We start from the raw sequence: 12,015 nt of genomic DNA, 5'->3' as shown, positions 1-12,015 counted from the left end.
AGTACAGCCTGCGGCTAGCTTCCTAGTTTGCTCTTTGATTTTCATTGAGTATAAATATTCTTTCTTTTAACAAAGATAGATGAAATAATACCAAAAGACTAGCAGTTTGTGTCTGCTAGTCTTTTTATCACTAAAAAAGGAACCAAAATGGTTCCTAAAAACTATCATTAGTTACTTGCTCCAGATGTAGCGTCTGCGCCACCACCGTGGCCTCCAGCATCACCTGAATCAGAAGCTCCAGATGTGGCATCTGCGCCACCGTGGCCTCCAGCAGGAGCTGCAGCATTTCCACCAACTAGACGTTGACCAGTTGTATTGAGGTACCAGTCAAGCCATGGTTGGAAATTAAAGATAATCTCATTAATTCCAGCATATGAACCATCTGGATAGTACATTGCTTGGTAATTATGGGTATTAATAACACCTTCAGGTGTTCCCGGCACAATTGTACGGACATATTCTTGGTCTCCGTTACGCAATACGCCAACAACCCATTCAACATTTTTCATTCTAGAATCTGGTAATGAACCGTGTACAGTTCCTAAACGGTTTCCTGATTGAGCACGTACACGTTTACCAAACATTGTATTTGGATCTTGGTGTGCGTTATTAAAGTACAAGAATTGATTATTATCATCTGCAAATGTCAACTCAAATGGCATTGCTTTCAAGAACATGTCAATTTGGTTAACTGTCAAGATACCATGGTCTAATTTAACGTAAGTATCTCCAGAAACAGCTCCAACAAGTTCAGCTGCTTTTTCTACCCATTCAGGATCATCTGGATCAACACCTTGAATGGTAGTTGCAATTGAATTTGTACAATATAAATCTTCTGGTGCAATTGGTTTTGGTTTTTTCAATTTTGAAACGACTCCCACATATTTTACAAAGTTGTCCAAGCATGTTTCAAGGAAATTAATAGTTCCTTCATTTGTGATATTGCCCTCATCGTCGAAAGCTTCTTTGGCTTTACCAAGAAGGAATTCATTTCCTGGAAGTGTGTAGGCATTGACACCTGGAGCGTCAAGAATCTTACGAAGGTGAACTTGAGCACGAGAAGTACCTTGGTCGTAGTAAGAAGCTCCCACAATCATGACTGGCTTGTTTTCAAATGGATGAACTTCGTATGAAAGCCATTCAAGAACAGATTTTAGGGAAGCTGAGATTGTGTGGTTGTGTTCAGGAGTAGCGATGATAACACCATCAGCACGCGTAATTCTGTTATACAAGAGACGCAATTGGAAACTTTCATCCCATTTTTCGTCTTGGTTGAACATTGGAACTTCGTCAATTTCGAGAACTTCTAATTCAAATTTGAGTTTGAAGTGACGACGGATGAATTCCAAGAGTTTACGGTTATATGATTGATCGTAGTTTGATCCTACAAGTCCAACAAATTTCATTCTTTTTGGTCTCCTATCTTACAAATTTTCCCAGTCAAAGTCTTCAGCATCTTTGCGAAGTAGGGCTTGTGCGTTGCGCAATTTTTCAGTAATTTTTACAAAGATACGGAAGTCGTCAAAAGTGGCATCCAGTTTTTTAATAACATCAAGATCTACTAGATCTCCACTTGGATTAAAGGCTTGAAGAGAATGTGAAAGCAAGAATTCATCAGGAAGGACACTTGCTTTGATTTCTGGTGCGTTTAAGATTTGGCGAAGTTGCATTTGAGCACGTGATGAACCAAGTGTACCGTAAGAAGCACCTGTAATCATGATTGGTTTGTTCAAGAGTGGGTAAATACCATAAGACAACCAAGCAAGAGCGCTCATCAAAACAGCTGGGATAGAGTGGTCATACTCAGGAGTACCGATAATAACACCATCTGCCTCTTCGATTTTAGCAGCAATTTCCAAAATTTCAGCAGGTACTTGCTTGTCAGCTGGTTTATTGAAGACAGGAATGTCTTTAATTTCAACAAGTTCAATTTCAGCTTTTTCAGCAAAGTGTTTTTGCATGTATTGAAGCAATTGACGGTTTGTAGAACGTTTTGAATTTGTTCCAACAATAGCAATAAGTTTTAACATGAGATTTCCTTTCTCTTTTTACATAATACAATTTTAAAACTCCATTGAAACAGTTGTTTCTATAGAGTAAGAATTCCTGAAGAACAACTTAGGTGACCTTCCTTATCAATCAGAATCGCTTCGATTCCCTCCAAACTTTCGACTTGCCAAAGGATAGAAGCAGGTCTTTCTCCAAAGAGTCGAGTTGTCCAGATTTCACCATCGACTGATTTATCAGAGATGATTGTGAGACTAGCGAGTTCTGTTTCAACAGGATATCCTGTCTGACTGTCAAAAATGTGATGGTAATCTTTTCCATCGACTGTCAGGTGACGTTCATAAATGCCTGAAGTCACGACAGATTGATTGACAATGGGGATGGTCATTAAGTGATTTCCCCTCGGATTGGCTGGGTCTTGAATCCCGATTTGCCAAGGTTGATTCCCTCTTGCCTGATTTTTTCCAATGGTCAGGATATTCCCTCCCAGATTGATCAAGGCAGATGTCACTCCCTCTTCTCTAAGAAATTGGGCAACTTTATCCGCACTATAACCCTTGGCTAAACAACCAAGATCGATTTTCATTCCTTTTTGTTTTAAAAACACAGTGGAAGTGGAAGAATCTAATTCGATATAATGAGGATTGATTAAAGGTAGCACCGATTCAATTTCTTGGGGTTGGGCAACTTTGGCATCTGAAAAACCGATACGCCAGGTTTGAATCAAGGGACCAATGCTGATGTTGAGATGACTAGAGGGCGCTAGGCTATGCTCTAATCCAAGTGAAATCAATTCAAACAAATCAGGATGAACTTTGACTGGAGCTATTCCAGCTTGATAATTGATTTCCATCAACTCAGATTCTTGGCTATTAGCGTTGAAGCGGTATTCGAGCTCTCTGAGTAAATCAAAGGATTTCTGGAACAAGATATCTGCTCGCTCATCCACTAATGAAATAGTGATAGTGGTTCCCATTAGGCGTTCAGAATGTGAACTAAGAGGCAATCTACCAACTCCTTTCTCTTATGAAAAGAAGGTTGAAATATAGTAAATTTATGAAAAGTGAACCCCTTACATTTTCTTTCCATGATACTAGCATACCATAAAGTCAGCGTTTTCACAAATAAAATTTGTAAAGATGTCAAGAAATATGCTCAGGAAATGAAGAAAAATTGCAAGAATCTGTGTTAAGATACAGATTATTTACAATTTTTTACAAAAAAATAGGAAAAATCAGCCAAACTCTTGTAAACGCTAACAGTAAATGTTATACTAGTAGGGTAAATTTAGAATGAAGGTAGGAAATTTTTTATGAGTAAGATCGTTGTAGTCGGTGCTAACCACGCTGGTACAGCATGTATTAATACTATGTTGGATAATTTTGGAAATGAGAACGAAATCGTTGTATTTGACCAAAACTCTAACATCTCTTTCCTAGGATGTGGAATGGCCCTCTGGATTGGTGAACAAATTGACGGTGCTGAAGGCTTGTTCTATTCTGATAAAGAAAAATTGGAAGCTAAAGGTGCTAAAGTCTACATGAACTCACCAGTTCTTTCAATCGACTATGATAACAAAGTAGTTACAGCAGAAGTTGAAGGAAAAGAGCACAAAGAATCATATGAAAAATTGATTTTCGCTACAGGTTCTACACCAATCTTGCCACCAATCGAAGGTGTTGAAATTGTTAAAGGCAACCGCGAATTTAAAGCAACTCTTGAAAATGTACAATTCGTTAAATTGTACCAAAACGCTGAAGAAGTGATCAATAAACTTGCTGACAAGAGCCAGCACCTTGACCGTATCGCCGTTGTTGGTGGTGGTTACATCGGTGTTGAACTTGCTGAAGCTTTTGAACGTCTTGGAAAAGAAGTTGTCCTTGTTGATATCGTTGATACTGTCTTGAACGGTTACTATGACAAAGACTTCACACAAATGATGGCGAAGAACTTGGAAGACCACAACATCCGCTTGGCGCTCGGTCAAACTGTTAAAGCAATCGAAGGTGACGGTAAAGTTGAACGCTTGATTACTGATAAAGAAACTTTCGATGTGGATATGGTTATCCTTGCAGTTGGTTTCCGTCCAAACACTGTCCTTGCTGATGGTAAGATTGAACTCTTCCGCAACGGTGCCTTCCTTGTAGACAAGAAACAAGAAACATCTATCCCAGGTGTATTTGCAGTTGGTGACTGTGCGACTGTTTATGACAATGCACGTAAAGACACTAGCTACATCGCGCTTGCTTCAAACGCTGTTCGTACTGGTATCGTTGGTGCATATAACGCATGTGGACATGAATTGGAAGGAATCGGTGTTCAAGGTTCAAACGGTATCTCAATCTACGGTCTTCACATGGTTTCGACTGGTTTGACACTTGAAAAAGCAAAAGCTGCAGGTTACAATGCGACTGAAACAGGCTTTAACGATCTTCAAAAACCAGAATTCATGAAACATGATAACCATGAAGTAGCGATTAAGATTGTCTTTGACAAAGATAGCCGTGAAATTCTTGGTGCACAAATGGTTTCACACGATTCTGCAATCAGCATGGGAATCCACATGTTCTCACTTGCTATCCAAGAGCATGTAACAATTGATAAATTGGCATTGACAGACCTCTTCTTCTTGCCACACTTCAACAAGCCATACAACTACATCACAATGGCTGCCCTTACAGCTGAAAAATAAAAATGATGAACTATCTGGCCTTAAGTTAAGGTCAGATAGTTTTTTAGCCAATCTGTACCCATACAATTACGTTTTTTTTATCTTGTGATTCATTCTGTTCTGACTTAAAATGAAATGGTAGCTACCAATATAAATGATGAGGATAAAACAAATGACTGAAAATCGTTATGAATTAAATAAAAACTTGGCGCAGATGCTCAAGGGTGGGGTTATCATGGACGTTCAGAACCCTGAACAGGCCCGTATTGCAGAAGCTGCTGGTGCGGCAGCTGTGATGGCCTTGGAACGAATTCCGGCTGATATCCGTGCGGCTGGTGGGGTTTCCCGTATGAGTGATCCAAAGATGATTAAGGAAATCCAAGAAGCGGTTAGCATTCCAGTAATGGCTAAGGTCAGAATCGGGCACTTTGTTGAAGCTCAGATTTTAGAGGCTATTGAGATTGACTATATCGATGAGAGTGAAGTTTTATCTCCAGCAGACGACCGTTTCCATGTGGACAAAAAAGAATTCCAAGTTCCTTTTGTCTGTGGTGCTAAGGATTTGGGTGAAGCCTTGCGTCGGATTGCTGAAGGTGCTTCTATGATTCGTACAAAAGGAGAACCAGGGACAGGAGATATCGTTCAAGCTGTTCGCCATATGCGTATGATGAATCAGGAAATTCGCCGCATTCAAAACCTACGTGAGGACGAACTTTATGTTGCTGCTAAGGACTTGCAAGTCCCTGTAGAATTGGTTCAATACGTCCATGAGCATGGGAAATTGCCAGTTGTAAACTTTGCTGCTGGGGGAGTTGCAACGCCAGCAGATGCTGCGCTGATGATGCAATTAGGGGCAGAGGGTGTCTTTGTTGGTTCAGGTATTTTTAAGTCAGGAGATCCTGTTAAACGAGCGAGTGCTATTGTCAAAGCGGTGACTAATTTCCGAAATCCTCAAATCTTGGCTCAAATCTCTGAAGATTTAGGAGAAGCCATGGTTGGTATCAATGAAAATGAGATCCAAATCCTCATGGCTGAGCGAGGAAAATAGATGAAAATCGGAATATTGGCCTTGCAAGGGGCCTTTGCAGAACATGCAAAAGTACTAGATAAATTGGGCGTAGACAATGTCGAAATCAGAAATCTAGATGATTTTCAGCAACATCAGAGTGACTTATCCGGTTTGATTTTGCCTGGTGGGGAGTCCACAACCATGGGCAAGCTCTTACGAGACCAGGATATGTTGCTTCCCATCCGAGAAGCCATTCTATCTGGATTACCAGTTTTTGGAACCTGTGCGGGTTTAATTTTGCTGGCTAAGGAAATTGCTTCTCAGGAAGAGAGTCATCTAGGAACTATGGATATGGTGGTCGAGCGCAATGCCTATGGGCGCCAATTAGGAAGTTTCTATACGGAAGCAGAATGTAAGGGAGTCGGTCAGATTCCAATGACCTTTATCCGTGGTCCGATTATCAGCAGTGTTGGCGAAGATGTAGAAATTCTAGCAACAGTGGACAATCAAATCGTTGCAGCCCAAGAAAAAAATATGCTGGTAACTTCTTTTCATCCAGAATTGACTGATGATGTGCGCTTGCACCAGTACTTTATCAATATGTGTAAAGAAAAAAGTTGAGATTGAATTTCTCAACTTTTTTACATGTAATAAACAATGGCGATGTATTGGAGGGCAGATGCTGCTAGGATAAAGAGATGCCAAATCATGTGGAAATAAGGTTTTTTCTTGGCGTAAAATCCAGCTCCAACTGTATAAGAGAGTCCACCAGTTACCATGAGACTCCAGAAAATTGGTGTCGTTTGACTGATAATGGCAGGAATGATAGCTAGAACCAACCAGCCCATAATCAGGTAAAGAGCAAGGCTAAATTTCTCATTGACTTTTTTAGCAAAGATTTTATAGAGAATACCAAAGATGGTCGTTCCCCATTGGATAGCAATAATCAGATAGCCAAACCAGTTATTCATCAAAGTCAGTACGACAGGTGTATAAGAGCCAGCAATGGCAACATAAATCATAGAATGGTCAATAATTCTCAAGACGTATTTATGGGTCGAACCATAGGCCATAGAGTGATAAATGGTGGATGATAGAAACATGAGAAAGAGACTAATAACGAAAATGGAAACGCCGATAGAGGATAAAAATCCGTGTGCCTCATAACTATAGGTGGATGAAATAGGCAGTAAGATGAGCATGATGATTGCACCCACAGCATGGGTCACACTATTAGCAATCTCCTCTCCAAAACTGAGTTGTTTGCTGAGTTTAAGACTGGTGTTCATTGGATTACCTCCTCTTCAGTATGATGGATTAAGTCTAGAGTTTGATGATAGAGTTTAACGGTTTGGCAGCTGGTTTGGATAATGGGGTTAGCTGGGTCCATTCCTTGGTTCATGTAGTTTACAAAAGCGTCGTAGAGTTGGTCTGAACTGGCTTGACTTTGTAGAGTATTCAGTGTCTGAGCGATTTCTTGAATTGAAAAGACAGACTTGAGGGTTGTGATAGCAATCAAACGGGCAATCTGTTGGCGTTGGTATTTTTTCTTGTCAGGCTTTGTCAGGTAACCATGTTTGACATAATTGTTGACCATAGATGCTGTCAGGCCCTTGTCTTTATCAGGAGAGATAGGGGCGCAGACCTGATTGACATAGAGTAAAACCTGATCCAGATAGAGGTCAATGTTTGGAATTTCTGCCCATTTAGGGTAGGAAAAGGTAGTTTTCATTTTCAACTCCTCTTTATCTGGTTTTAATAACTAGATTATAAAATAATAAAAACGAAAAGTCAAATTTCAACTGCTTGTGAAAAGGCTTAAATTATGCTATGATGGATAAAAATAGTCAGTAAAAAGGAGTTAAAATGGAAATTCGTTTAGCCTTTCCAAATGAAGTCAATACCATTATGCAACTAATTGAGGATGCTAAAAAATGTCTAGCTGATGCAGGAAGTGATCAGTGGCAAAATGGTTATCCAAATGCCGATATTATTATTGAGGATATTATCTCAGGTCAAGCTTATGTAGCACTTGAAGAAGGGGACTTGCTGGCCTATGCAGCTGTAACTAAGAGTCCAGAGACAGCCTATGAAGCCATTTATGAAGGAAAATGGCAAGCTGGGGAGTCAGAGTACCTAGTCTTTCACCGTATTGCTGTGGCAGCAGATGTGCAGGGACAAGGAGTTGCTCAAACCTTCTTAGAGGGCTTGATTGAAGGATTTGATTATCTAGATTTTCGCTCAGATACGCATGTTGCAAACAAGGTCATGCAACATATTTTTGAAAAACTTGGTTTTAAACAGGTTGGTAAAGTGCCTGTTGATGGCGAACGCCTGGCCTATCAAAAATTGAAGAAATAATGCAAAAGAAGTACGCAAAAATGCTCTACTTTTCGCCAATAGGAACCTTGTCTTTGGTTGCCGACGAGCAATATCTGTATGGCATTTGGGTGCAGGAGCAGAAGCATTTTGAGAGGGGATTAGGATATGAAACGATAGAAGCAGTTGTTAGTCATCCCATTTTAGATCCAGTTATTGCTTGCTTAGATGCTTACTTTAAAGGCAAGCCTCAGGATTTATCTGACTTGCCCTTGGCTTCAATCGGAACGGATTTTGAAAAGCGAGTTTGGTCCTATTTACAGGGAATTCCTTATGGCCAGACAGTGACCTATGGACAAATAGCCCAAGAGCTGCAAGTGGATTCTGCTCAAGCAATTGGTGGAGCAGTGGGACGCAATCCTTGGTCTATCCTAGTACCTTGTCATCGTGTGCTAGGAGCAGGCAAGCGTCTGACAGGGTATGCTGCAGGAGTGGAAAAGAAAGCTTGGCTCTTGGAGCATGAAGGCGCAGATTTTAGAGATATAAAATAGAAAGTGAAAGACATGTTAGAATTTATCGAATATCCAAAATGTTCAACTTGTAAAAAAGCAAAACAAGAATTAAACCAACTCGGTGTGGACTATAAAGCCGTCCATATCGTGGAAGAAACACCTAGCCAAGAAGTTATTTTAAACTGGCTAGAAACCTCGGGTTTTGAGTTGAAGCAATTTTTCAACACCAGTGGAATCAAATACCGTGAATTGGGGCTGAAAGATAAGGTAGGAAGTCTGTCAAACCAAGAAGCAGCTGAGTTGCTAGCAAGCGATGGAATGTTGTTAAAACGGCCAATTTTAGTAGAAAATGGAACTGTTAAGCAAATCGGTTATCGAAAAACTTATGAAGAATTGGGATTGAAATAGTTTTTACTTATCTCTTTGATAGATAAAATATATAACCTCCCTGTTTCAAAGTATGATAAACTAGTAGGTAGACAAAGTCTGTATCTGGCCGTAGCAAATAATTTCATTGACGGCAGAAGTATGGTAGAATGAATCATTATCAGGAGAGGATGTTTTTATGAATGTTACAACGATTTTAGCATCAGATTGGTACCAAAACTTGATGCAATTGATTCCAGACGGCAAGCTTTTTAGCTTGCGTTCGGTCTTTGATGGGATTCCAAGAATTGTCCAACAACTTCCAACAACGATTATGTTGACCATTGGTGGTGCCCTTTTTGGCTTAGTTTTGGCGCTTCTTTTTGCCATTGTGAAGATCAATCGTGTCAAGATTTTATATCCCTTACAGGCCTTCTTTGTTAGCTTCTTAAAAGGGACACCGATTTTGGTGCAACTCATGTTGACCTACTACGGAATCCCTTTGGCTTTGAAAGCTCTCAATCAGCAATGGGGTACTGGTCTCAATATCAATGCGATTCCAGCGGCTGTTTTTGCGATTGTAGCCTTTGCCTTTAATGAGGCAGCTTATGCTAGTGAAACCATTCGTGCAGCCATTCTCTCAGTCAATCCTGGTGAGATTGAGGCGGCACGTAGTTTGGGTATGACTCGAGCGCAAGTTTATCGTCGAGTGATTATTCCAAATGCGGCAGTTGTGGCGACACCAACCTTAATCAATTCCCTAATCGGCTTGACCAAGGGAACTTCCCTAGCCTTTAGTGCGGGTGTTGTGGAAGTATTTGCCCAAGCTCAGATTTTAGGTGGGGCTGATTACCGCTATTTTGAACGCTTTATCTCCGTTGCCCTTGTTTATTGGGTGGTCAATATCGGAATTGAAAGCCTCGGTCGTTTCATCGAGAGAAAAATGGCTATTTCTGCACCTGATACAGTGCAAACAGATGTGAAAGGAGACCTTCGTTAATGATTAAGATTTCGAATTTAAGCAAATCCTTTTCAGGTCAGACTGTCTTGGATCATCTGGACTTGGATATTCAAAAAGGGGAAGTTATAGCCTTGATTGGTTCTTCAGGAGCTGGAAAATCAACCTTCCTTCGTAGTCTCAATTATCTTGAAACACCTGACAGTGGCTCGATTCAGATTGATGATTTCTTAGTTGATTTTTCTAAAATCACTCAAGAAGAAATCCTTGCCCTACGCCGTAAGCTGTCTATGGTTTTCCAACAGTTTAATTTGTTTGAACGCCGAACAGCACTTGATAATGTGAAAGAAGGTTTGGTTGTTGTCAAGAAATTGTCTGACCAAGAAGCGACTAAGATTGCCAAGGAAGAGTTGGCTAAGGTTGGGCTTTCTGACCGTGAAAACCATTATCCTCGCCATTTATCAGGTGGACAGAAGCAACGGGTTGCCTTGGCGCGTGCTCTTGCTATGAAACCAGATGTCTTGCTCTTAGATGAACCAACTTCAGCCCTTGATCCAGAATTGGTCGGCGAAGTAGAAAAGTCTATTGCAGATGCTGCTAAGTCAGGTCAGACCATGATTTTGGTCAGTCATGACATGTCCTTTGTAGCCCAAGTGGCTGATAAGATTCTTTTCCTAGATAAGGGGAAAATCATTGAGTCTGGAACACCGGATGAGATTATCCACCATCCTAAAGAAGAGCGGACAAAAGAATTCTTCGCTAGTTACAAACGGACTTATATTTGATATAATAGATAAAGAAAAACTCAGTTAGCTGGACTAGCTGAGTTTACTCTTTAAAAAAGATAGAAATGAGAGAAATCATGCTACTGCAACTATTTTCTTTATATTTCGAGAGTTTAATCTTGACCACCATCCTCGTCCTGATTTTTTTAGGGATTTGGATTGGACTGAGAGCCATGTCGGGAGTTGATAAGACAGCCAAGGCTCGCCAAGCCCATCTCTATGATATGATTATGATTGGGGTCTTGGTTGTTCCAGTATTATCCTTTGCGGTTATGAGTTTAATTCTTGTTTTCAAGGCATAATCCTTGCTTGATTGACAAGAAAGAGTTAGAATAAAGATAGTTACAACAAGAAAGAAGGAATCTATATGTACGATACTATTATTATCGGTGCTGGACCTGCAGGGATGACTGCAGCCTTGTATGCTACTCGAAGCAATCTGAAAGTAGCCTTGATTGAAGGTGGTCTGCCAGGTGGTCAGATGAATAATACCTCTGATATTGAAAATTACCCAGGATATGCTAATATTAGTGGGCCAGAATTGGCAGAAAAAATGTTTGAACCGCTTGAAAATCTTGGTGTTGAGCACATTTATGGTTATGTTGAAAATGTCCAAGATCATGGTGATTTTAAGAAAGTGATTACTGATGACCAAACATATGAAACACGTACAGTTATCGTAGCAACTGGTTCTAAACACCGTCCTTTGGGAGTGCCTGGAGAAGAAGAACTGAACAGTCGTGGTGTTTCTTACTGTGCCGTGTGTGATGGTGCTTTCTTCCGTGACCAAGATTTGTTGGTAGTTGGTGGTGGAGATTCAGCTGTTGAAGAAGCCATCTTCTTGACTCGCTTTGCTAAGACTGTTACCATTGTTCACCGTCGTGATCAACTCCGTGCCCAAAAGGTTTTACAAGACCGTGCTTTCGCTAATGAGAAAGTCAGCTTTATCTGGGATTCTGTGGTTAAGGAAATCAAGGGTGAAAACCGAGTAGAATCTGTCGTTTTTGAAAATGTGAAAACAGGTCAAGTGACAGAACAAGCCTTCGGTGGTGTCTTTATCTATGTTGGATTGGACCCTCTTAGCGATTTTGTTAAAGAATTGAATATCCAAGATCAGGCAGGATGGATTGTGACAGATAACCACATGAAAACTGCAGTTGATGGTATCTTTGCAGTTGGAGATGTTCGCTTGAAAGACCTCCGCCAAGTAACAACAGCAGTTGGAGATGGAGCTATCGCTGGCCAAGAAGCCTATAAATTTATCACAGAACATAGTTAATACACTTCGAAAATCTCTTCAAACCACGTCAGCTTCGCTTTGCCGTAGGTATGGGTACTGACTTCGTCAGTTCTATCCACAACCTCAAAACAGTGTTTTGAGCTGACTT

At 40.5% G+C, this 12,015-nt stretch carries 15 protein-coding genes; 10 read left to right on the top strand and 5 right to left on the bottom strand.

Features of this window, described 5'->3' with window-relative positions:
• Positions 1-167 precede the first annotated feature (167 nt).
• From ADI58_RS05105 to ADI58_RS05095, 3 genes are read right to left on the bottom strand one after another with little or no spacing between them, the layout of a single operon-like run.
• Positions 168-1,406, bottom strand: coding sequence for an NAD(P)H-dependent oxidoreductase (locus ADI58_RS05105; RefSeq protein ID WP_000673652.1), 1,239 nt, complete (start codon positions 1,404-1,406; stop codon positions 168-170).
• 18 nt (positions 1,407-1,424) lie between these two features.
• Positions 1,425-2,030, bottom strand: a complete 606-nt coding sequence (locus tag ADI58_RS05100) for an NADPH-dependent FMN reductase (protein WP_049511449.1) — start codon at positions 2,028-2,030, stop codon at positions 1,425-1,427.
• A gap of 59 nt (positions 2,031-2,089) precedes the next feature.
• Positions 2,090-3,013, bottom strand: coding sequence for an FAD:protein FMN transferase (locus ADI58_RS05095; RefSeq protein WP_049521708.1), 924 nt, complete (start codon positions 3,011-3,013; stop codon positions 2,090-2,092).
• Positions 3,014-3,319: 306 nt separating this feature from the next.
• Between ADI58_RS05095 and nox the strand changes: the two genes are divergently transcribed.
• From nox to pdxT, 3 genes are all read left to right on the top strand, one after another.
• On the top strand, positions 3,320-4,699 hold the full coding sequence (gene nox, locus ADI58_RS05090) for a H2O-forming NADH oxidase (RefSeq protein ID WP_049521707.1): 1,380 nt from the start codon (positions 3,320-3,322) through the stop codon (positions 4,697-4,699).
• Between the two features lie 151 nt (positions 4,700-4,850).
• Positions 4,851-5,726 (top strand): pyridoxal 5'-phosphate synthase lyase subunit PdxS, encoded by an 876-nt coding sequence (pdxS, locus tag ADI58_RS05085; protein WP_000138517.1) that lies wholly within the window; start codon positions 4,851-4,853, stop codon positions 5,724-5,726.
• A complete protein-coding gene (gene pdxT, locus ADI58_RS05080) occupies positions 5,727-6,308 on the top strand; it encodes a pyridoxal 5'-phosphate synthase glutaminase subunit PdxT (RefSeq protein ID WP_049521706.1) in 582 nt (193 codons plus the stop codon).
• Positions 6,309-6,328: 20 nt separating this feature from the next.
• Here pdxT and trhA read toward each other — a convergent pair whose 3' ends face one another.
• Together trhA and ADI58_RS05070 are read right to left on the bottom strand one after the other, a co-directional pair.
• Positions 6,329-6,976: a PAQR family membrane homeostasis protein TrhA gene (gene trhA / locus ADI58_RS05075; protein ID WP_049521705.1), complete on the bottom strand. Its 648-nt coding sequence runs from the start codon at positions 6,974-6,976 to the stop codon at positions 6,329-6,331.
• The gene (locus ADI58_RS05070; protein WP_049521704.1) at positions 6,973-7,419 is read right to left on the bottom strand and encodes a DUF1836 domain-containing protein; all 447 of its coding nucleotides are present in this window, start codon (positions 7,417-7,419) and stop codon (positions 6,973-6,975) included. Before ADI58_RS05070 ends, trhA begins: the two co-directional genes overlap by 4 nt.
• Before the next feature lie 134 nt (positions 7,420-7,553).
• Here ADI58_RS05070 and ADI58_RS05065 point away from each other — a divergent pair, with 134 nt between their 5' ends.
• The 7 genes from ADI58_RS05065 to trxB all read left to right on the top strand — a co-directional run bounded on the left by ADI58_RS05065 (position 7,554) and on the right by trxB (position 11,906).
• Complete coding sequence (locus ADI58_RS05065) at positions 7,554-8,048, top strand: GNAT family N-acetyltransferase (RefSeq protein WP_049521703.1); 495 nt, start codon at positions 7,554-7,556, stop codon at positions 8,046-8,048.
• Positions 8,048-8,557, top strand: coding sequence for a methylated-DNA--[protein]-cysteine S-methyltransferase (locus tag ADI58_RS05060; protein WP_049521702.1), 510 nt, complete (start codon positions 8,048-8,050; stop codon positions 8,555-8,557). Before ADI58_RS05065 ends, ADI58_RS05060 begins: the two co-directional genes overlap by 1 nt.
• A gap of 12 nt (positions 8,558-8,569) precedes the next feature.
• Positions 8,570-8,926: an arsenate reductase family protein gene (locus ADI58_RS05055; RefSeq protein ID WP_049521701.1), complete on the top strand. Its 357-nt coding sequence runs from the start codon at positions 8,570-8,572 to the stop codon at positions 8,924-8,926.
• A 157-nt stretch (positions 8,927-9,083) separates the two neighbouring features.
• Positions 9,084-9,884, top strand: a complete 801-nt coding sequence (locus tag ADI58_RS05050; protein ID WP_001103451.1) for an amino acid ABC transporter permease — start codon at positions 9,084-9,086, stop codon at positions 9,882-9,884.
• Positions 9,884-10,627, top strand: coding sequence for an amino acid ABC transporter ATP-binding protein (locus tag ADI58_RS05045; RefSeq protein ID WP_049521700.1), 744 nt, complete (start codon positions 9,884-9,886; stop codon positions 10,625-10,627). The genes ADI58_RS05050 and ADI58_RS05045 overlap by 1 nt, the downstream gene beginning before the upstream one ends.
• A gap of 77 nt (positions 10,628-10,704) precedes the next feature.
• On the top strand, positions 10,705-10,929 hold the full coding sequence (locus ADI58_RS05040) for a DUF4059 family protein (RefSeq protein WP_000926599.1): 225 nt from the start codon (positions 10,705-10,707) through the stop codon (positions 10,927-10,929).
• A gap of 65 nt (positions 10,930-10,994) precedes the next feature.
• A complete protein-coding gene (gene trxB / locus ADI58_RS05035) occupies positions 10,995-11,906 on the top strand; it encodes a thioredoxin-disulfide reductase (RefSeq protein ID WP_049521699.1) in 912 nt (303 codons plus the stop codon).
• Positions 11,907-12,015 lie beyond the last annotated feature (109 nt).

Source organism: Streptococcus mitis, assembly GCF_001074635.1.
Classification (GTDB): Bacteria; Bacillota; Bacilli; order Lactobacillales; family Streptococcaceae; genus Streptococcus; species Streptococcus mitis_E.
This window is presented reverse-complemented; position numbering and strand designations above follow the sequence as displayed.